Source organism: Listeria welshimeri serovar 6b str. SLCC5334, from assembly GCF_000060285.1.
In the GTDB taxonomy this organism is placed as follows: Bacteria; Bacillota; Bacilli; order Lactobacillales; family Listeriaceae; genus Listeria; species Listeria welshimeri.
This window is the reverse complement of record NC_008555.1, coordinates 2,452,017-2,472,851: the sequence shown is the minus strand read 5'-3', so window position 1 is coordinate 2,472,851 and position 20,835 is coordinate 2,452,017. Positions and strand designations below refer to the sequence as shown.

The 20,835-nt window shown below is 36.7% G+C and carries 20 protein-coding genes; 19 read left to right on the top strand and 1 reads right to left on the bottom strand.

Translation table 11 applies throughout. From position 1 onward, the window contains the following. Window positions 1-69 precede the first annotated feature (69 nt). From LWE_RS12470 to LWE_RS12385, 18 genes are all read left to right on the top strand, one after another. Window positions 70-1,323 carry a DUF4097 family beta strand repeat-containing protein gene (locus LWE_RS12470; protein WP_011703171.1) on the top strand — a complete coding sequence of 418 codons (1,254 nt, stop codon included), beginning with the start codon at window positions 70-72 and terminating at the stop codon, window positions 1,321-1,323. A gap of 64 nt (window positions 1,324-1,387) precedes the next feature. After that, window positions 1,388-2,602 carry a DUF4097 family beta strand repeat-containing protein gene (locus LWE_RS12465; RefSeq protein ID WP_011703170.1) on the top strand — a complete coding sequence of 405 codons (1,215 nt, stop codon included), beginning with the start codon at window positions 1,388-1,390 and terminating at the stop codon, window positions 2,600-2,602. A 19-nt stretch (window positions 2,603-2,621) separates the two neighbouring features. Continuing rightward, window positions 2,622-2,822, top strand: coding sequence for a PspC domain-containing protein (locus tag LWE_RS12460; RefSeq protein ID WP_011703169.1), 201 nt, complete (start codon window positions 2,622-2,624; stop codon window positions 2,820-2,822). Between the two features lie 8 nt (window positions 2,823-2,830). Continuing rightward, on the top strand, window positions 2,831-3,184 hold the full coding sequence (locus LWE_RS12455; protein ID WP_011703168.1) for a phage holin family protein: 354 nt from the start codon (window positions 2,831-2,833) through the stop codon (window positions 3,182-3,184). 186 nt (window positions 3,185-3,370) lie between these two features. Continuing rightward, entirely contained in the window at window positions 3,371-4,309 is a 939-nt protein-coding gene (gene hprK, locus LWE_RS12450) for an HPr(Ser) kinase/phosphatase (RefSeq protein WP_011703167.1), read from the top strand. 85 nt (window positions 4,310-4,394) lie between these two features. Next, window positions 4,395-5,228: a prolipoprotein diacylglyceryl transferase gene (lgt, locus tag LWE_RS12445; RefSeq protein ID WP_011703166.1), complete on the top strand. Its 834-nt coding sequence runs from the start codon at window positions 4,395-4,397 to the stop codon at window positions 5,226-5,228. Between the two features lie 42 nt (window positions 5,229-5,270). Next, window positions 5,271-5,924, top strand: coding sequence for a pyrophosphatase PpaX (gene ppaX / locus LWE_RS12440; protein ID WP_011703165.1), 654 nt, complete (start codon window positions 5,271-5,273; stop codon window positions 5,922-5,924). 3 nt (window positions 5,925-5,927) lie between these two features. After that, window positions 5,928-6,425: an acyltransferase gene (locus LWE_RS12435; protein ID WP_011703164.1), complete on the top strand. Its 498-nt coding sequence runs from the start codon at window positions 5,928-5,930 to the stop codon at window positions 6,423-6,425. An 84-nt stretch (window positions 6,426-6,509) separates the two neighbouring features. After that, a complete protein-coding gene (locus LWE_RS12430; RefSeq protein WP_011703163.1) occupies window positions 6,510-7,985 on the top strand; it encodes a tetratricopeptide repeat protein in 1,476 nt (491 codons plus the stop codon). 77 nt (window positions 7,986-8,062) lie between these two features. Next, entirely contained in the window at window positions 8,063-9,022 is a 960-nt protein-coding gene (gene trxB / locus LWE_RS12425; protein WP_011703162.1) for a thioredoxin-disulfide reductase, read from the top strand. 116 nt (window positions 9,023-9,138) lie between these two features. Next, complete coding sequence (galE, locus tag LWE_RS12420; protein WP_011703161.1) at window positions 9,139-10,122, top strand: UDP-glucose 4-epimerase GalE; 984 nt, start codon at window positions 9,139-9,141, stop codon at window positions 10,120-10,122. A gap of 15 nt (window positions 10,123-10,137) precedes the next feature. Beyond that, complete coding sequence (locus tag LWE_RS12415; protein ID WP_011703160.1) at window positions 10,138-11,199, top strand: aldose epimerase family protein; 1,062 nt, start codon at window positions 10,138-10,140, stop codon at window positions 11,197-11,199. A 27-nt stretch (window positions 11,200-11,226) separates the two neighbouring features. Continuing rightward, a complete protein-coding gene (locus LWE_RS12410) occupies window positions 11,227-12,957 on the top strand; it encodes a phospho-sugar mutase (RefSeq protein WP_011703159.1) in 1,731 nt (576 codons plus the stop codon). A gap of 108 nt (window positions 12,958-13,065) precedes the next feature. After that, window positions 13,066-13,941 (top strand): RNase adapter RapZ, encoded by an 876-nt coding sequence (gene rapZ / locus LWE_RS12405; RefSeq protein WP_011703158.1) that lies wholly within the window; start codon window positions 13,066-13,068, stop codon window positions 13,939-13,941. Between the two features lies 1 nt (window position 13,942). Beyond that, entirely contained in the window at window positions 13,943-14,911 is a 969-nt protein-coding gene (locus LWE_RS12400) for a YvcK family protein (RefSeq protein ID WP_011703157.1), read from the top strand. Window positions 14,912-14,918: 7 nt separating this feature from the next. Continuing rightward, window positions 14,919-15,890 (top strand): DNA-binding protein WhiA, encoded by a 972-nt coding sequence (gene whiA / locus LWE_RS12395; RefSeq protein ID WP_011703156.1) that lies wholly within the window; start codon window positions 14,919-14,921, stop codon window positions 15,888-15,890. Between the two features lie 25 nt (window positions 15,891-15,915). After that, complete coding sequence (namA, locus tag LWE_RS12390; protein ID WP_011703155.1) at window positions 15,916-16,932, top strand: NADPH dehydrogenase NamA; 1,017 nt, start codon at window positions 15,916-15,918, stop codon at window positions 16,930-16,932. Window positions 16,933-17,166: 234 nt separating this feature from the next. Beyond that, window positions 17,167-18,558, top strand: a complete 1,392-nt coding sequence (locus LWE_RS12385) for an amino acid permease (RefSeq protein WP_011703154.1) — start codon at window positions 17,167-17,169, stop codon at window positions 18,556-18,558. Between the two features lie 48 nt (window positions 18,559-18,606). Here the strand turns inward: LWE_RS12385 and clpP are convergent, their stop codons facing one another. Continuing rightward, entirely contained in the window at window positions 18,607-19,203 is a 597-nt protein-coding gene (clpP, locus tag LWE_RS12380) for an ATP-dependent Clp endopeptidase proteolytic subunit ClpP (RefSeq protein WP_011703153.1), read from the bottom strand. Between the two features lie 157 nt (window positions 19,204-19,360). On the opposite strand from clpP, the gene LWE_RS12375 reads away from it, so the two are divergent. Continuing rightward, window positions 19,361-20,797 carry a lytic polysaccharide monooxygenase gene (locus LWE_RS12375; protein WP_011703152.1) on the top strand — a complete coding sequence of 479 codons (1,437 nt, stop codon included), beginning with the start codon at window positions 19,361-19,363 and terminating at the stop codon, window positions 20,795-20,797. Window positions 20,798-20,835 lie beyond the last annotated feature (38 nt).

Sequence of the window (20,835 nt, the reverse complement as noted above, 5' to 3'; positions counted from 1 at the left end):
GCAGATATGTCACTTGCAAATAATAGCAAGCCTAAAATAGTTTAGCCGAAAATATAGGAGGAAATAAAAATGGAAAATGAACGTAAACGTATTCTTGAATTAGTAAAACAAGGTATTATTTCTACAGAAGAAGCACTTACTTTGCTTGAAAATATTTCTAAAAAAGAAGGTAAAACGGCAGCAAAAGAAAATATTCGTCGTTCTGCAACACCTAGAGAAGAACAGGTCGAGGAAGCAGAAGAATCTACTTATGATTACAGTAAAGGCTGGAACAATCAAGGTAATCCTTATACACCTCCAAAAAGCCGTAAAAGACGTCCTGAACCAAATTCAGAAAATAAGGAAGAGCCCGTTGAAGAAAATAACGAAAAATCTTCTAAAGATCAAGATGAATCTATGCGCAATATGGTCAATGATTTATCACAAGCAGGTGAAAAAATCGGTTCTTTCCTAAATAGTGCTTTTAAACAAGTGAAGGATATGCCATTTCCATTCTTAACATCAACGAAAATCGAACGTGATTTCATTTACCATGACACAACACTTTCTATTTTAGAATTTGAAATTGCTAATGGGAATGTAGAATTTAAACCATCTGATTCGAACGATATTAAAGTACATGCGATGATTAAGCTATTTAAAGAATATCCTGAAGATGAAGCACTTAAAATCTTCTTTGATAAAACCACTTTACGTGTAGATGAAGAAACGTTACGATTTGAATCTAAATCCAAACAGATTGTTACAAACCTAACTGTATACTTACCTCGTCGTGAGTATGATTATGTTTCTGTTAAAATGCTTAATGGTAACTTCCATTTGGATGAGTTATCTGGCCGTGATTTATTTGTAAAAACGACTAATGGTAATATCAGTATTGGAACATTAAACGCTACACTCGCGGAAATCGAATCTATTAATGGTAATGTGCGTATCCAAAATGGGGAAATCCGTGATATCGCTCTGAAAACATTCAACGGTAACGTAGCAGCTAAAGGTAATTACTACTCCACCAACTTGCAAACTAAAAACGGCAACGTAAATTATCAATTAACTGGCAATGAAGCTACTTTCTTAAAAGCAAAAACTGGTGCTGGTAATATTGAAGTGATCGTGCCAACAGCAATCGGTGTGGATGGCCGTTTGCATACAAATTTAGGTAAATTATTGCTGGATTTAAAAGATGCAGAGATACTTGAATCTAAAACGGAATCTGTAAGTAAATCAATTATTTTCACTAAATTGCCTAATGCAGCTGACTCTTCCTTGAAAATCGAAGCAGAAGCAACAACTGGTTCCGTGAAAATCCGTGAAGTAAAATAATCCAAAATCTAGCGCATCAAAAGCGCGCTAGATTTTACATAGAAAAAAGAAAGGAAGAGCTAGCATGGATAAAAAACTAAGAAGATCAAGAGTGGACCGGAAAGTCGGTGGAGTGTTTGGCGGACTTGCTGAGTTTTTAGGAATAGATGCCACGCTTCTAAGACTTATTTATATAATCATCACAATTATCACGATGAAAACCGGTATTGCAATTATCGCTTATATCATTGCCTTGTTTGTGATTCCTTCTTCTGACACTAGTAATGAAGAAGTACTTGAACGTCACCGTCGTCGTGTGGAAGAAAAAAGAAGACGCCACGCTGGACGTAATGAAGCTAGACAGGAAGTGCGAGAAGCAATGAGAAATAGTCATCATCACAGAAGACCTAAACCATCAGCAACAGAACCAATTCACCACGGAGCAAGAAGAAAAGAAGCGCGACCTCGTCCGGTACGAGAATTCAATTTTGATGAGGCTACTTTCCGTTCCTTTACAATTAGAGTAGCTACTGGAGACGTTATTATCCGTTCTTGGGACAAAGATCAAATGAAAATTCGTGCAGTACTAGCTGTACATGAAAAAGCACGATCTATTCGCCAATTGAGTGAAGCTAAACTATGGGATTATTTCTTTAGCCAAACAATGCTAGATATTACTCCGGATAGTTTTACTTTTGAATCAAAAAATGAATTATTAAAAACAGATTTAGTTGTCACAATTCCAAAGCGCTTATATGAACAAGTAAAAATTCAATTATTAAATGGTAATTTGAAATATGATGATACAGCCGCGGAAGATGCTATTATCAAAACACGTCACGGAGATATCCGTTCTTCTGGAGCTAGCGGTAAATTTCTTAGCACTGAATCTGCTGACGGAGAAATTTTCTTTAAACGTAGCTCCGTTGAAAATGTAGATATGTCTACTGCAAAAGGAGATATTGCGCTTCAAGGTAACTTCCATACGACCATTGCTAAGGCAGCTCAAGGGGATGTTGAATATATTCTTGAAAACGAAACTTCTAAAGCAGCAGATTTGGCAGCACCTAATGGCGATATTCGGATTCAAATTCCGCCAACATGGAATGTCGATGGAACACTCGGAACAAAAAAAGAAAAAATCTATTTTGACTTAAAAAACGCAAAAATTTGGGATGATGCAGAGAGAACCTTTGTTTTCACTCAAAATGCAGAAGAAATAAGCATGGCCACACTTCAAGCAAAAGTTGGAAATGGGATTATTAAAGTCTCTGAACTTGAAACAAAAACGTTTAATTAAATGAAAGGAAGGGAAAACAATGAAAAAGTTATATAAATCTTCATCACAAAAAATGATTGCTGGTGTCTGTGGTGGGATTGCAGAATACTTTGGTATTGAAGTAACAATCGTTCGTTTAGTATGGGTAGCAGCTTCTTTATTCTTAGGATCCGGGATTTTACTTTATATCATAGCTGCAATTATTATTCCGAAACAAACACCTGAATCAGAATGGGAGTGAACTAAAATATGCGTTGGATTATAGGCGTAATTATTAACTCGGTACTTTTTGTAGCATTATCTGGATTTTTTACAAGTTTTCATGTAGATGGATTCATGACGGCGCTACTTGCGAGTTTTGTATTAGCAATTCTTAATATGCTAATTAGACCTATTTTACTCCTTTTAACTTTACCAATTAATATATTCACACTTGGGCTTTTCACTTTTGTTGTGAATGCAATTATGCTTGAAATGACTACTTTCTTTATGGGAGATTCATTCCAAATTGATGGTTTTGGAACAGCATTAATTATCGCAGCAATTATGGCGTTTGCGAATATGATTATTAATTCCGTGTTATGGGGTAATAAAGAAAATTAAACATTCCAGCTACATTTTAAGGCTTAAAACAGGCTTTTAGATGTAGCTGGTTTTGCTATGTGTAGCCATTTGAGAAGAAAGAAGTAGCTTGATTCTCTCTAAAGTGCTAAAATGAGAAGGAGCTTTCTAAACAATATTTTGTAGCGAACAGTAATGAACTTTTATAATTCATTTGGAGGTACTTGCATGACGAAATCGGTTACAGTAAAGGATTTAAAGGAACGACTTAATTTAGAGCTAATTTGTTCAGAAACGGGACTTGAACGCCCTATTTTAACAAGTGATTTGTCGCGTCCGGGTTTGGAGCTTACAGGATTTTTCTCGTATTATCCAGAAGATCGTGTGCAGCTTTTTGGAATGACGGAAATTTCTTTCTCGGAAGGTATGGAGCCAGAAGAAAGGCTAAAAAGATATAAACAAATGTGTACGAAACGAACGCCTGCTTTTGTTATTTCAAGAAATTTAGAAGTACCGAAAGAGTTAGTTGCAGCTGCGAAAGAAGCAGATATTCCAGTTCTTCGTTCACGTTTAAAGACTACACGTTTATCCGTTTATATTACAAACTATTTAGAAAGCAGACTGGCACCAGTTATTTCTATGCATGGTGTTTTAGTGGATATTTATGGACTCGGTGTTTTAATTACTGGTAGTAGCGGCGTGGGTAAAAGTGAGACTGCACTGGAACTTGTCAAACGTGGACATAGACTTGTAGCAGATGATAATGTGGAAATTCGTCAAGAGGATGAATTGACGTTAATCGGTTCTTCACCCGCAATTATTGAACATTTGCTTGAAATACGTGGGCTTGGAATTATTAATGTAATGACTTTGTTTGGCGCTGGAGCAGTTCGATCAAGTAAAAAAATTACTATTGTTGTACATCTTGAAAACTGGGATCCAGACAAGCATTATGATCGTGTTGGATTAGACCAAGAAAAAACGAAAATCTTTGATATGGATATTCCGAAAATTACTGTGCCAGTGCGTCCAGGGCGAAATTTATCTGTTATTATTGAAGTTGCGGCAATGAATTTCCGCTTGAAAAATATGGGCTATAATGCGGCAGAGCAATTTACACAAGATCTGAACAATTTAATAGGTCATAATAGCAGTATGAATGATTAAATAAATAGAAAACCTCTCCGTAGCCTAGCAAACATAAAAAATCTTGTTTGGTTGCGGAGTTGTCTTTTTTGAAAGTAGGGGAATTATGGGTAATGGTGTGCAGCCACTCGATCCGGTGGCGATTCAAATGGGTAGTCTTTCTGTAAAATGGTATGGAGTAATTATTGCTTCAGCCGTTGTGATTGCGCTACTTCTTGCTCTTAGTGAAGCAAATAAACGTAAAATGGATAAAGAAATTATTGTGGATTTGCTAATATGGGCAATTCCAATTTCGATTATTAGTGCTCGAATTTATTATGTGATTTTTGAGTGGGACTTTTATAAGAATAATTTAGGTGAAATAATAAAAATTTGGCATGGAGGAATTGCCATTTATGGTGCGTTAATCGGTGCTGTACTTACTGCCATTATTTTTTCTCGGGTGAAGAAAATTTCGTTTTGGCAACTTGCTGATGTGGTTGCGCCAAGTTTGATTATTGCGCAGGCGATTGGTCGCTGGGGTAATTTTATGAATCAAGAGGCTCATGGGGCTGAAACAACGAGAGCTTTTCTTGAGGGACTTCACTTACCAGAATTTATTATTAATCAAATGTTCATAGATGGAATTTATTATCAACCAACTTTCTTATATGAGAGTTTATGGAATGTACTTGGCTTTATTTTATTATTGATTATTCGCCGGACAAAAATACGTAGTGGAGAGCTTTTTCTTAGTTACGTGATTTGGTATTCGTTTGGAAGGTTCTTTATTGAAGGGATGCGTACAGATAGCTTGATGTGGGGGGACTTTAGGGTTTCGCAAGTATTATCTTTACTACTAATTGTTTTATCGATTGGACTAATTATTTACCGTCGCCTGAAAATGAATCCGCCGTATTACATGGAAGATAAATTTGGTAAAGTAGCTAAAAAGAAATAAAAAGTTGGAGATTTTCGAGTTTGTTTTAGAAAGGAAGAAATTATGACTGGGAAAATTACTACATTGTTGTTTGACTTAGATGGCACATTAATTAATACAAATGAGTTGATTATTAAAACTTTCCAAGCAACGTTACAAGAATTCTTGCCTGACCGAGTTTTTACAAGAGAGGATATTTTGCCGTTTATTGGGCCTTCTTTAATGGAAACTTTTCGTGAAATAAACCCAGCACATGCGGAAGAAATGCGTGTGTTTTACCGTGAATATAATCTAAAACACCATGATGATTTGATATTAGAATATGAAGGGGTTTATGAAGCTATTCGTGTGTTGTATGAAGAAGATTATAAATTAGGTATTGTATCTACGAAGATGTACGATACGATTATGCGTGGACTTAAAGTGACTGGATTAGATAAATTTTTCCAAGTGGTTATTGGGTTAGATCAAGTATCGAATGCTAAGCCAGATCCTGAAGGTATTGAGATGGCCCTTTCTCTACTGAATGCAACAAAAGAAGAAGCGATTATGATTGGTGATAATTATCATGATATTGAAGCGGGGAAAAATGCGGAAACGCTAACTGCTGGTGTGGCTTGGGCGATTAAAGGTCCGGAACATTTGGCGCAGTTCCAGCCAGATTTCATGTTAGAAAAAATGAGTGACTTACTTGCGATTGTAAGGGACGAGGAATAAACTTTGAGGCGGCTAGATAGATTTAAGGCGCCAGATGACAGTATCAACACACTTTTTCAAGTTTATAAAACGATTTCTTTTTGGAGAGCTTTTAAGAATACATTAGTAATAGAATTTGGCCGTTTTTTTCCGTGGATGGGTGGTAAACGTAGAATTTATCGTGCTTGTCTTGGAATGGAAATTGGTGAAAAGACAGCTATAGCTTATAAAGTAATGCCGGATTTATTTTTTCCAGAAAAGATTACGATTGGTGAAAACTCGATTATCGGTTATCATACAACAATTTTAACGCATGAATATGTGCTTTCTGAATATCGTGTAGGGGAAGTTGTTATTGGTCGGAATGTTATGGTTGGCGCGAATGTCACCATTCTTCCTGGTACTAAAATTGGTGATGGAGCGATTGTTGCAGCTGGAGCGGTCGTATCAAAGGATATTCCACCAGAAAGTTTTGCTTATGGGAATCCTTTAATAATAAAAGAAAAAGCTACTTTAGAGTAAAATCTGAGTAGTTTTTTTTCTTGCCCAAAGAAATAAATTCTATGTTATACTCAGAAGAATAAGGATATTGTTGGAGGTGGGGAAATGGAAAAAGACAAAAAAACAACAGCAAAAATCTATCCATTTTATCCGAATGGTCAGTTTTATTTTGAGCGCGGTGTTGAGGCTTTCCGTGACCAAAAAATCAAAGAAGCAATTCGTTATTTGGTACGTGCATCAGAACTTGAACCTGGAGAGCCAGTGATTCTTTGTCAACTAGCAATATGTTATACAGAAATCGGTCAATTTCATAAATCCAATCAATTACTCAGAGATATTTTGGAAAAACGTCTTGGTAATATGGATTATTGTTACTATTTTATTGCGAATAATTTTGCTTATATGAAAGATTATCGTAGAGCGCTTCAGTATGCTAATCGCTATTTAGAAACAGCTGCTGACGGAGATTATGCAGAAGAGGCAAAAGATTTAATTGAAGTTTTACTTGAAGAAACGCCATTTGGTGAAACTATTGAAAATGGTTTTTCGAAGTTAGAACAAGAATTTTACTCCTACAAAAAAGAGATTAATCGTTATTTGGCGGAAGAAGATAGTGCTTCTGCATGTGATATCTTAAAAAAAGTAATTGATGAGAAACCTAACTTTTGGCCTGCTTATAATCAACTTGCAGCGTTGTATTTTGAACAATTAAAAGAAGCTGAGGGCGTTAAAGTTTTAAGTGATTTAATTTCAAGAAATCCGGGTAATTTATTAGGATTATGCGATTTATTTATTTATCATTTTTATAAAGGTAATAGAGAAGAAGCGGATTCGCTTTATTTGGGACTTCGCGATGTTTTACCTGTTCTGTCGCATCATAAAGAAAAACTTGGATTAATTCATGCGATGATGGGAGACTATGATGAAGCGGACGATTTACTTGAACAAGTAGCGGATTTAGAAGTTACGGAGCGAAGTAAGTATTATTATTATCGTGCAAAAGCTGCTTATTATTTAGATGATGTCGAAGGAGCAAAAATGTTTTGGCATTCTTTTTTAGAGTGCGATTTATATGAAGATGTTAGGTTTCCTTGGGAGCGAGAAGCAGATTTATCAAATGATACAAGGTTGGTTTTAGAAATGCTTCAATCTGAAAATGATATGACTCATCTTTTGGGTGTTTATGCGATGACTATTTCGGCGAATCGACCGGAATTTGTATTGTTTCACCCCCTTCTAAACATGAGTAATTGGTCATATATGGAACACTTAATGTTTACTAACTTTGATTATTTTCCCGATGGAGATGTAGAACAAAATTGCTATCTCATCATGAAGGCAATGGACATTTTACGAGAAAAAGGAATCTTACTAAATACAGAAAATCTTCCTTTATATGAAAGGTTATTTTCATTAGTGCTGATGGAGAATAGAAAAGAGTTAATTCTTGGGCGTTATACTATAGAAACTGTTACGAGTGCGATTGCAAAGCTGTTTTTGCCTGAAATGAAGCTCGCATTAGTAGATGAATTTGAATATAGTAAATGTGCGAGAGATATCGAACAAGTTCTGAGCAGATAAATAGACCTTTTTGCCATTCCGTATTAGGATTAATTTAGGCTAACTATTGTATACACATAAATGAGGAGGGCAAAAAAATGGCTAGTGAAGAAAAAATTTATGATGTGATTATTATTGGAGCGGGGCCGGCTGGAATGACAGCGGCTTTATATACTTCCCGTGCAGATTTAGATACGCTAATGATTGAACGCGGTGTACCAGGTGGACAAATGGTCAATACAGCAGAGGTAGAAAATTACCCTGGATTTGATAGCATATTAGGACCAGATTTATCTGACAAGATGCTTAGCGGCGCAAAACAGTTTGGTGCTGAGTATGCTTATGGTGATATTAAAGAAGTAGTTGATGGCAAAGAATTTAAAACCGTAACAGCAGGTTCAAAAACATACAAAGCTCGAGCGATTATTATTGCGACTGGTGCTGAACACCGTAAACTTGGTGCAGCTGGTGAAGAAGAACTTAGCGGACGCGGCGTTTCTTATTGTGCGGTTTGTGATGGGGCATTCTTTAAAAATCGTGAACTAGTTGTTGTTGGCGGCGGAGATTCAGCTGTTGAAGAAGGAACTTATTTGACTCGTTATGCTGATAAAGTAACAATTGTACACCGTCGTGATAAATTACGTGCACAACAAATTTTACAAGATCGAGCTTTTAAAGATGAAAAAGTTGATTTTGTTTGGAATAGCACTGTAGAAGAGATTATTGGTGACGGTAAAAAAGTTACAGGCGCAAAACTTGTTTCTACTGTTGATGGTTCCGAATCCATTATGCCTGTTGATGGTGTATTCATTTATGTTGGGCTTGTGCCACTTACAAAAGCATTCCTCAATCTAGGTATTACAGATGATGAAGGCTATATTGTTACAGATGAAGAAATGCGTACAAACCTTCCTGGTATTTTTGCAGCAGGAGATGTCCGTGCGAAAAGTTTACGCCAAATTGTAACAGCTACAGGTGACGGTGGACTTGCTGGACAAAATGCACAAAAATATGTTGAAGAATTGAAAGAAGCATTAGAAGCAGAAACAGCTAAATAATGAGAAAAATGAAATGGGTCTGAGATTATCTGTCTTAGACCCATTTTTGCGTGACTACATAGACCTTAGTAGTGTAAAATGAAATACAAAGACATAGTTGAGGAGATGGACAGGTAATGAGTATTTTAGTACTTGGAGGAGCTGGCTATATCGGCTCTCATGCAGTAGATGAATTAATTAATCGTGGGTATGAAGTGGTAGTTGTAGATAATTTAAAAACAGGTCATAAAGAATCTATTCATAAAAAAGCAAGATTTTTTGAAGGAGATATTCGCGATAAAACATTTTTGAGTTCCGTTTTTGAAAAAGAATCGGTGGATGGTGTGATTCATTTTGCAGCAAGTTCCCTTGTTGGTGAATCCATGGAAATACCACTTGATTATTTGAACAATAATGTTTATGGTACACAAATTGTATTAGAAGTAATGGAGCAATTTGATGTGAAACATATCGTATTTTCTTCCAGTGCAGCTACATATGGAGAGCCTGAACGTGTGCCTATTACAGAAGATATGCCCACAAACCCCGAAAGCACATATGGCGAAACTAAGTTAATTATGGAGAAAATGATGAAATGGTGTGATAAAGCTTATGGAATGAAGTTTGTTGCGCTACGTTATTTTAATGTCGCTGGTGCAAAAGCAGATGGTTCTATAGGAGAAGATCATCAACCAGAATCTCATTTAGTTCCTATTATTTTACAAGTTGCACTAGGTCAGCGTGAGAAATTGTCCATTTTTGGTGATGATTACAATACTCCAGATGGAACTTGTATACGCGATTATGTACAAGTAGAAGATTTAATTGATGCACATATCAAAGCACTAGAATATTTGAAAAATGGTGGAGAAAGTAATATTTTCAACCTCGGTAGCAGTAACGGTTTTTCTGTAAGAGAAATGCTTGAGGCAGCTCGCAGTGTTACAGGAAAAGAAATCCCAGCGGAAGTTGTACCACGTCGTGCAGGTGATCCGGGAACACTTATTGCATCTAGTGATAAAGCTCGTGAAATTCTTGGTTGGCAGCCAACTTATACAGATGTAAAAGATATTATTGCAACAGCTTGGAAATGGCATGTAACACATCCAAGTGGATATTAAAAATTATGAAGGAATGTGATTTTCATCGAAGTAATTAAAAAACGGTTTGGTCATTTTGAAGGAGAAACAGTATGGCAGTGGACAATGATAAATGACCATGGTATGAAAATTAGTGTTCTAAATTATGGAGCAATTATTACCTCTATTGAAACAAAAGATAAATTTGGTGAATATGCTAATATTAGTCTTGGTTTTTCGGATATGGATGATTATTTGGCATATTCTCCGTACTTTGGTGCTACGCTTGGTCCGGTGGCTGGTCGTATTACGAAAGGCCAATTTTCTTTAGATGGGGAAGAATATCAATTAACTCAAAATGAAGGTGCAAACCATCGACATGGGGGAAAGTTGAATTTTAGCAAAAAGTTATGGAATGTTTCAGTAGAAAAAGAGTTAGATCAGATTGTCCTGACTTTTGAATATACATGGGCAGATGGTGAAAATGGTTACCCAGGTAATATTAATGCGCATATGACGTATACATTAAATAACAAGAATGAATGGATTATTGATTATACGGCACATACAGATAAACCTACTATTTATAATCCAAGTAATCATATCTATTTTAATTTATCAGGAAAAGCTGGTTCCACTATTTTGCCACATCAGCTTTGGGTCAATAGTGAGAAATTTTTACCAATTGATAAAGAAATGCTTCCTATTGGTGAAATTCGCTCTGTAGAAAATACTATCTTTGATTTGCGGGCTGGACGTGAAATGATGGAAATTATTAAAAATCAAGATGAACTATTGCAAATAGCGGGGAAAGGCCTGGATCATACATTTATTTTAAAACATGAAAATGGTAAACCAGATGCAGTCTTATTTGATCCGCAATCTGGACGTCGTTTAGAAATGGAAACAGAAGCTGATTCCGTATTGGTTTATACGTCTAATAGCATGGCTGGTGACTTTGAAATAAATGGTAAGACTGTGCCGAAATATGCCGGAATTACACTGGAAACACAAGGTTTGGTGGACGCTATTAATCATCCTGGTTTTGGTAATATCGTTTTAAGACCAGAAAAACCTTTTAAATCTAAGACAGCTTTTCGTTTTGCTGTTGAGAGTTAAATCATTAAATTGGAGGAATGTTGAAAAATGAACTGGAGAGAAGAGTATCAAAAATGGTCCAATAATAAAGTTTTAGATGATTCACTCAAGAATCAATTAAATAACATTGCGTCTGATGAAAAAGAATTAGAAGATAGTTTTTATCGGAATATGGAATTTGGGACAGCTGGAATGCGCGGGGTGCTTGGCGCGGGAACAAACCGAATGAACATTTATACTATCCGGAAAGCTTCATATGGTTTGGCACAATTTGTGGCTGAAAATGGAGAAGAGGCTAAGAAACGCGGAATTGTTATTGCTTATGATCCTCGTCATATGTCACGAGAGTTTGCCTTTGAATCAGCAGCAGTTTTGGGTCATCATGGTGTTAAAAGTTATGTTTTTGATGCACTTCGACCAACTCCTGAACTTTCTTTTGCGGTTCGTTTTTTAAATGCGTTTGGTGGAATTGTTATTACTGCAAGTCATAATCCGCCAGAATATAACGGCTATAAAATTTATGGTGAAGATGGTGGGCAAATGCCTCCGAATGGCGCAAGTGCAGTCATAGATTACATCAATGCAGTGGATGATATTTTTTCTGTAGAAGTGGCGAACCAAGATGAATTAATTAAAAATGGCTTACTTGAAGTAATTAGTGAAAAAGTGGATCGACCATATTTGGAAAAATTAAAAGAAGTAATCGTGAATAATGAGCTTGTGGAGCAGCACGGCCAAGATTTGAAAATTGTTTTCACGCCGCTACATGGGACAGGTGGGATCCTTGGCGTTCCTGCGCTTCAGAGTGTCGGTTTCACCAATATTGTCAAAGTAGAAGAGCAATTTGTCAATGACCCAGATTTTGGAACAGTGAAATCACCTAATCCTGAGAATAAGGAAGCATTTTTACTAGCGATTGAATATGGTAAGAAATTTGGTGGAGATATTTTAGTAGGAACAGACCCAGATGCTGATCGTTTAGGTGTCGCTGTGCGTAATAAAGACGGTGAATACGAGATTTTATCAGGAAATCAAATTGGTGCGATTATTTTACATTACTTGTTAAAACAAAAGAAAGCGCAGAATGAGTTGCCAGCAAATGCAGCTGTATTGAAATCAATTGTAACGAGTAATCTTGGAACAGAAATCGCGAAACATTTTGGTGTGGAAATGATTGAAGTGTTAACAGGTTTCAAATTTATCGCAGAACAAATCAAACATTTTGAAGAGACTGGTACGCATACATTTGAGTTTGGATATGAAGAAAGTAATGGCTACATGGTTAAGCCGTTCACGCGTGACAAAGATGCTATTCAAGCAGTTCTTGCAATTTCCGAAGTGGCACTTGTTAGCAAAACGGAAGGTCGGACTTTACTTGAAGATTTAGAGAAAATTTATGCAGAATTTGGTTATTATAAAGAAGATTTAGTTTCACTTACTTTGAGTGGAAAAGATGGTTCAGAACGCATTAAAGAAATTACAAGTGGCTTCCGCGAACAGCTTCCAACAAGTATGGGAGGTTTCCGCATCGAGCGCGCAGAAGATTATTTGAGAAGTGAAACTACTTGGATTAAAACGGGCAAAACAGAGGTAATTCATTTACCAACTGCTGATGTTATTAAATGTTATTTGGAAGATGGTTCGTGGTTCTGTTTACGTCCATCAGGCACAGAGCCGAAAATCAAATTCTATTTTAGTATCCTTGGTGAAAATGAAGAAGAAAGTACGCAGAAACTAGAAAAAATAAAAGCTGATTTAATGCAATATATCGAAGCATAAAAAAGAAAAATCCCGGAAACTCTATTTAGAGACTTTTCTGGGATTTTCTAGTGAGAAGTGTGCTAAAATGAAAGGTAGATATTATTTGTGCGAAAGGATGAGGCATATATGGCTTCTAAACAATTAAAATTAGTAATCATTACTGGGATGTCTGGGGCAGGAAAAACAGTTGCAATGCAGTCTTTAGAAGATCTCGGTTATTTTTGTGTAGATAATTTACCGCCAAGTTTACTTCCGAAATTCTGGGAGTTGATGAAAGAAAGCGACAAGATGGACAAAATCGCGCTCGTAATGGACCTTCGTGGACGAGAATTTTTTGATTCTATTGAACCAGCACTTGATGAGTTAGATAATACCAATTTTATAACAACGAAAATTCTCTTTTTAGAGGCGGATGATAAGGTGCTTGTTTCGCGTTATAAAGAAACTCGTCGTCATCATCCACTGGAGCCAAATGGTTCTGTGCTTGATGGAATTAATGCGGAGCGCGAACTGCTAAGCGATTTAAAAGGGCGCTCACAATTAGTAATTAATACTTCGAATATGGCGCCGCGTGAGTTACGAGAGCGAATTAATAATGAGTTCCAAACGGAAGATAAAGACGTTTTCAATGTGCAATTAATGTCATTTGGTTTCAAATATGGCATTCCAATTGATGCAGATTTAGTATTTGATGTTCGTTTCTTACCAAATCCGCATTATATCGACAAAATGCGCCCGCTGACAGGTCTTGATAAGGATGTTTATGAATATGTAATGAAATGGCCAGAAACGGGGGCCTTTTTAGATAAATTAATTGATTTATTGATGTTTACACTGCCTTTTTACAAACGAGAAGGAAAAACACAGCTCGTGATTGCTATTGGATGTACAGGAGGGCAGCATCGTTCTGTGGCTTTAACGGAATATGTTGGCAAAGCTATCCAACAAAAATATGAGACAACGATTTCACACCGAGATATGAAACGTAGAAAGGGTCGTTAATATGAGTAAAGAAACGAAGCCAAAAGTAGTCGTAATAGGCGGCGGAACTGGTCTCCCTGTGGTTTTAAAAGGACTTAAGAAAAAAGATATCCATTTAACTGCGATTGTTACTGTAGCTGATGATGGAGGCAGTTCTGGTAAAATTCGTGAGCAAATGGATGTGCTTCCTCCTGGAGATATCCGTAATGTGATGCTTGCTTTATCTAATGTTGACCCGCGTGTAGTTGAATTATTTCAATATCGTTTTGCAGTAGATGGCGATTTATCAGGGCATGTCATTGGAAATTTGATTTTGACTGCTTTATCGCAGCTAAATGATAGTTATGTAGATGCAATAAATGTACTTGCTACAGTACTTAAAATCCGTGGAAAAGTTATCCCAGCGACAGACCAACCCCTCATTTTGAATGCTGAAATGGAAGATGGTTCTATCGTTCACGGTGAGTCCCTTATTCCACTACAAGGAAAACATATTAATCGTGTTTTTATTGAGCCGGAAAATGTGAAGCCTTATCCAACGGCTGTAGAAGCTGTTAAAGAAGCAGACTTGATTGTTATTGGTCCTGGAAGTTTATATACGAGTATTTTACCTAATTTACTTTTAGCTGAATTAGCAGATGAAATTACCGCAAGTAAGGCTCCAAAAGTATATATTACGAACATTTTAACGCAAATTGGAGAAACGGACTTTTTCTCAGATGCTGACCATATTAAAGTTATCCATGAACATGTCGGTAAATCTTTTATTGATAAAACATTAATTAATACAACTACAGTGCCAAAGGAATTACTATTTCCAGAAGATGTTGCGCAAGTAGAGCATAACGCAAAAGAAATGGAAAAACTTGGCGTAGAAGCCATTTATCAAGATTTTCTTTCGACAGAGGATGGCTTAGTGCGTCATGCTGCTGAAAAGGTGGCGGATGCGCTTTTAGCGATGTTACCTAATAAAAATAACGAAAAGGAGTGAGTAAGCCATGTCATTTGCATCGGAAACCAAAAAAGAATTAACTCATATGGACGTAAGTGATAGCGATGCAAAAGTGGAACTCGCAGCTTTTATTCGAATGAATGGTGCAATCTCGTTTTCGAATCAATTAGTTATAATGGATGTCCAAACGGAGAATGCAGCCATAGCTAGACGAATGTATCAATTGCTGAAAGATTTATATGAAGTACCCATTGAACTTCTTGTACGTCGCAAAATGAAATTGAAAAAAAATAATGTTTATATTGTTCGATTGAAGTCTGGTACACGAGGGATTCTAGAAGATTTACGTATCCTCGAACCACCAATGACGTTTACCAAGTCCATTGATAGGGGATTTGTTAAGAAGAGAAGTGCCAAGCGTGCTTATTTGCGTGGAGCCTTTTTGGCGAGTGGATCAGTTAATAATCCGGAAACTTCTTCCTATCACTTAGAAATTTTTTCTGTTTATGAAGAGCATAATGAGGCGATTTGCGCTCTAATGAATCAATTCGATCTTAACGCGCGTACACTGGAACGCAAAAATGGTTTTATTACCTATTTAAAAGAAGCAGAGAAAATCACGGAATTCTTGAGTATTATCGGAGCAACTAGTGCACTTCTCCATTTTGAAGATGTTCGAATTATGCGCGATATGCGGAATTCAGTGAACAGGTTAGTGAACTGCGAAACAGCAAACCTCAATAAAACTATTAATGCCGCAGTTAGACAAATTGATAATATTAAATACATTCAATCAACTGTCGGACTGGAGGCTTTACCAGAGCGCCTGCGTGAAATTGCGGCGCTTCGGATAGCTAATGAGGATGTCACTTTAAAAGAGCTGGGTGAAATGCTAACCACTGGTCAAGTGAGTAAATCAGGTATTAACCATCGTCTTCGCAAACTAGATCAAATTGCAGAACGTCTTAGAAGCGGAGAAACTCCTTCGCAAGTAGGTTTAAAAGTTAGTAATAGTTAATTAAAAGAAAAGGATGCGAATTAGAATGTCAAAATTATTTTCAGAATATAAATTAAAAGATGTAACATTAAAAAACAGAATCGTTATGTCACCAATGTGTATGTATTCAGTAGAAAATAAAGACGGGATTGCGACAGACTTTCATTTTGCGCATTACGTTTCTCGAGCAGCCGGCGGTACCGGACTTGTGATATTAGAAGCTACTGCGGTTCAAGAAGTAGGGCGGATTTCTGAGTTTGACTTAGGTTTATGGAATGATGAACAAGTACCAGCTCTAAAACATTTAGTAGATGGACTTCATTCTCATGGTGCAAAAGCAGGAATTCAGTTAGCACATGCTGGTCGAAAAGCTGTTTTACCAGGTGAAATAGTTGCGCCTTCTGCTATTGCTTATGACGAAAAATCTGCAAAACCAGTAGAACTTACAAAAGAAGCGATTAAAGAAGTTGTTGCTGATTTTAAACGTGCCGCTTATAGAGCCAAAGAAGCTGGTTTTGATGTAATCGAAATTCATGCAGCTCATGGTTATTTAATTCATCAATTTTTATCGCCAATTACGAATCGTCGGGAAGATAATTACGGTGGTCCTGCTGGTAACCGTTACAAAATTTTGAGTGACATTATAAAAGCAGTTAAAGAAGTATGGGATGGACCTATTATTGTTCGAGTTTCTGCAACTGATTATGCACATGGTGGCTTACAATTAGAAGATTATATTCCTTTTGCAAAATGGATGAAAGCAGATGGTGTGGAATTAATTGATGTAAGTACAGGTGGATTAGTTAATGTAGCACCGCCAGTTTTTCCGGGTTATCAGGTGCCATTCGCTGATGAAATCCGTCGCGGGGCTGGAATTGCGACAGGCGTACTAGGACTTATCACACGCGGCGAGCAAGCAGAAGAAATTTTATGTAATGAACGTGCAGATTTAATTATTATCGGCCGAGAACTATTACGTAATCCGTATTTTGCTAAAGATGCAGCACTGTCTTTAGGGGAAACTATTGAAGGACCAAAACAATATTCCAGAGCTTGGAAATAAAGCTTAAGCTGAAAACCATTAAATTGGTTTTCAGCTTTTTTTATTACATGCATCAAGTATAGTTTTAAACTAAAAAAACAATCATATTCAAGATTTGAATTTTTTAGTTAAATTTATACCGATGTTGTATATTTTTTAGTCTGTTTATGGTAGTATGAATAATAGTTTTCTAGTTAGTTTAAAAATACACATATTAATTAACTGAAAATTGGAATTTAAGAAGGAGGAATCTTTATGACAAAAGTTAATTCTTTTTTCAGAAAAAAGAATTTTCATAATCCAGCGACAGATAAGCATCATTTGAATAAAACTTTAGGAGCTTTTGATTTAACGATGCTTGGAGTGGGAGCAGTTGTTGGTGGAGGGATATTTATTCTTCCAGGGCAGGTCGCTTCTGTTATTGCAGGACCAGGAATTATAATCTCTTTTATTATTGCGGGAATTGCTTGTTGTTTAGCAGCGCTTTGTTATTCAGAATTTGCATCTAAATTACCAGTTGCTGGTAGTGCTTATACATATAGCTATCACGTTTTTGGTGAAGGAATTGCATGGATTCTTGGCTGGTCGCTTATTTTAGAATATGGTCTAGCGGTTGCAGCAATTGCGAGTGGCTGGTCATCTTACATGAAAAGTTTATTAGCGGGATTTGATTTGCACATTCCAACAGTTATTTCATCTGCTTATAACCCAAGTGCGGGGACTTATTTTGATTTATTAGCCTTCGCAGTAGTAATGATCATTGGGATTTTACTTAGTTTTGGTATTCGCGAATCTACGAGAGTAAATAATATTATGGTTTTAGTGAAAATTGCAGTTGTTGTCTTATTTATTATCGTAGGTGCATTTTATGTGAAACCAGATAATTGGACCCCGTTCTTGCCATTTGGTGTGCAAGGGGTCATTACTGGAGCCTCTACTGTTTTCTTTGCTTATATCGGTTTTGATGCCGTTTCTAGTGCTGCCGAAGAAGTGAAAAACCCACAGAAGAATATGCCAATCGGAATTATTTCTTCTTTAGCCGTTTGTACATTGTTATACATTTTACTATCAGCAGTGCTTACAGGAGTTGTTCCTTACACTGATTTAGTTGGAGTTAGTGCACCTGTTGCCTTTGCGCTTCAAGCCATTAATCAAAACTGGATTGCGGGTCTACTTTCAGTTGGAGCAATTGTTGGGATGACAACCGTAGTACTAGTTATGTCTTATGGCGGAACAAGATTACTATTCGCAATGGGACGTGACGGATTACTCCCAAAATCATTTTCAAAAATTAGTAAAAATGACACGCCGGTTAGAAATACAATGATATTTGCTACAGTTATGGGCTTAATTGCGTCTACTGTGCCAATGGAAGATTTAGCGCAATTAATTAACATTGGTACACTCTTTGCTTTTGCGATGGTTTCAGTAGGGATTTTCTTTTTACGTCGTAATCCTGAACTTAATCAAAAAGGCTTTAAGACACCTTTTTATCCTGTAGTACCAGCGCTTTCGTTTTTGCTTTGTGTATATTTAATGCTCAATTTATCTAAAACAACTTGGATTGCATTTGCGATTTGGTTTATATTAGGTATTATTGTTTATGTATTTTATGGACGAAGACATTCTGAGCTACGTTTAAAATAAGGCAACAAAAAAGTGGGTTTGCAATTGCAAACCCACTTTTTATAGTTATTAGCCCTTTAAGCCAGCTTTGTTTACGATGATATCATCAATTAAGCCGTAATCTTTTGCTTCTTGAGCAGTCATGAAATTATCACGATCTGTATCACGAGCAATAACTTCATATGGTTGACCAGTTTTTTCAGACATAATAGTATTCATACGTTCTTTGATTTTCAAAATGTGACGAGCAGCAATTTCGATTTCAGTTGCTTGACCTTGAGCGCCACCAAGTGGTTGGTGAATCATGATTTCCGCATTTGGTAAGGCAAAGCGTTTACCGTTTGCACCGGCTGTTAGTAAGAATGATCCCATGGAAGCAGCCATCCCCATACCAATAGTTTGCACATCTGCTTTAACGAAATTCATTGTATCATAAATCGCCATACCAGCTGAAATACTTCCTCCTGGAGAATTGATATATAAGAAAATATCTTTTTCAGGATCTTGTGCATCAAGGAATAATAATTGAGAAACGATAGAGTTAGCAACGTTATCATCAATTGCAGAGCCTAACATAATAATTCTGTCTTTTAATAAACGTGAATAAATGTCATATGCGCGTTCACCACGGCTTGTTTGTTCAATTACTGTTGGAATTAAGTTCATATCAAGATTCCTCCTGTTAAATGTAAATTTTGAATTAGCTTTGTTTATATCATACACGAATGGTCAAATTAGGTCAAATGATAAAGTTTGAAGCATAAACTTTTCAATAAAATAAACAAAAAGGTATAATGAACTATAACGAAAGGAAGGTGTAGAAATGAAGAAATTTTCAAAAATCGGGATGTTTTTCGCAGTTGTAGTATTAGCAGTAGTACTTTTTGAAACAAGTGTTTCAGCTCATGGATATATATCAAAACCGGCAAGTCGAGTTTACTTAGCAAATCAAGGGATAAATACGGGGGTTGGTGCGGCAGAATATGAACCTCAAAGTATCGAAGCCGCAAAAGGTTTTCCAACAAATGGTCCTCAAGATGGAAATATAGCAGGAGGCGGAAAGTACCCATTACTAGATGAACAAACACAAGATCGCTGGACAAAGGTAGATATAAAATCTGGCCCGCTAAACGTAGAATGGACACTCACTGCTCCTCATAGAACAAGCAATTGGGAATATTTTATTACAAAAAAAGGTTGGGATCCAAATAAACCTTTAACAAGAGCAGAATTTGAACCATTAGCGCAAATCACAGCAGATGGTAGCACGCCAGACCAACTAACAAAGCAACAAATAACGATTCCAAATGACCGATCTGGCTATTATGTTATTCTAGGTGTTTGGTCGATTGCTGATACAGGAAACGCATTTTACCAAGTGATTGATGCAAATATTATAAATTCAGATGTAACTCCGGTTGTTGATAAAGAATCGCCAACAGCACCAACTAATTTAATAGGAACAACAACAGCAAATAAAGTCAGTTTAAAATGGAATGCCGCAACGGATAACGTTGGGATTAACGGATACGAAATTTTACGCGACGGAAAAGTAGTCGGTGAAAGCCAAACAACTACTTATGAGGATAATACTGTAAATGCAAACACTACTTATACTTATACTGTCCGCGCCAAAGATTTTGCGGGAAATAAGTCGGCCTTAGGAAACAAAATTAGCGTGACAACAAAAGAAGCGCCAGCCGCTGACAAAGAAGCACCAACAGCGCCGACGAGCTTAATGTCTCACGCCCAAACTGATAGAGCCATTGACCTTTGCTGGCAAGCGTCTTCAGATAATGTAGCAGTAAAAAACTATGAAATCTATCGTAATAATACAAAAATCACCACAACTACATCCACTATGTTCCAAGATATAAACCTAATAAATAATACTAGTTATAAATATAAAATCTATGCTGTAGATATAGCGGGTAATCGTTCGCTAGCAAGTAATGAAATAACCGTGAAAACAAAACCACTGGATATAAGCAATACGTGGAAACCGGATCAAATTTATAATGCAGGAAATCAAGTAGTATATAATGGCATAGCGTATACAGCTCAGTGGTGGACAAAAGATAATTCACCAGACACAAGTGACGTATGGAAAACAGCAAGCTCAACAACTCAAGTATGGAACGCTTTAAAAGCATACAATGGGGGCGACAAAGTCACATATGGTGGGAAAACTTACCAAGCAAAATGGTGGGTAAAAGGTGAAACTCCAGATACATCCACTATTTGGACATTAGTAAAATAACTACCTTGGCCAGCAAATCCTCGGACTTGCCGGCTTCT

Bases quoted from the DNA above. Each gene is read 5' to 3' on its own strand.
- LWE_RS12470 (WP_011703171.1), top strand. From the start codon at position 70: ATGGAAAATGAACGTAAACGTATTCTTGAATTAGTAAAACAAGGTATT.
- LWE_RS12465 (WP_011703170.1), top strand. From the start codon at position 1,388: ATGGATAAAAAACTAAGAAGATCAAGAGTGGACCGGAAAGTCGGTGGA.
- LWE_RS12460 (WP_011703169.1), top strand. From the start codon at position 2,622: ATGAAAAAGTTATATAAATCTTCATCACAAAAAATGATTGCTGGTGTC.
- LWE_RS12455 (WP_011703168.1), top strand. From the start codon at position 2,831: ATGCGTTGGATTATAGGCGTAATTATTAACTCGGTACTTTTTGTAGCA.
- hprK (WP_011703167.1), top strand. From the start codon at position 3,371: ATGACGAAATCGGTTACAGTAAAGGATTTAAAGGAACGACTTAATTTA.
- lgt (WP_011703166.1), top strand. From the start codon at position 4,395: ATGGGTAATGGTGTGCAGCCACTCGATCCGGTGGCGATTCAAATGGGT.
- ppaX (WP_011703165.1), top strand. From the start codon at position 5,271: ATGACTGGGAAAATTACTACATTGTTGTTTGACTTAGATGGCACATTA.
- LWE_RS12430 (WP_011703163.1), top strand. From the start codon at position 6,510: ATGGAAAAAGACAAAAAAACAACAGCAAAAATCTATCCATTTTATCCG.
- trxB (WP_011703162.1), top strand. From the start codon at position 8,063: ATGGCTAGTGAAGAAAAAATTTATGATGTGATTATTATTGGAGCGGGG.
- galE (WP_011703161.1), top strand. From the start codon at position 9,139: ATGAGTATTTTAGTACTTGGAGGAGCTGGCTATATCGGCTCTCATGCA.
- LWE_RS12410 (WP_011703159.1), top strand. From the start codon at position 11,227: ATGAACTGGAGAGAAGAGTATCAAAAATGGTCCAATAATAAAGTTTTA.
- rapZ (WP_011703158.1), top strand. From the start codon at position 13,066: ATGGCTTCTAAACAATTAAAATTAGTAATCATTACTGGGATGTCTGGG.
- LWE_RS12400 (WP_011703157.1), top strand. From the start codon at position 13,943: ATGAGTAAAGAAACGAAGCCAAAAGTAGTCGTAATAGGCGGCGGAACT.
- whiA (WP_011703156.1), top strand. From the start codon at position 14,919: ATGTCATTTGCATCGGAAACCAAAAAAGAATTAACTCATATGGACGTA.
- namA (WP_011703155.1), top strand. From the start codon at position 15,916: ATGTCAAAATTATTTTCAGAATATAAATTAAAAGATGTAACATTAAAA.
- LWE_RS12385 (WP_011703154.1), top strand. From the start codon at position 17,167: ATGACAAAAGTTAATTCTTTTTTCAGAAAAAAGAATTTTCATAATCCA.
- clpP (WP_011703153.1), bottom strand. From the start codon at position 19,203: ATGAACTTAATTCCAACAGTAATTGAACAAACAAGCCGTGGTGAACGC.
- LWE_RS12375 (WP_011703152.1), top strand. From the start codon at position 19,361: ATGAAGAAATTTTCAAAAATCGGGATGTTTTTCGCAGTTGTAGTATTA.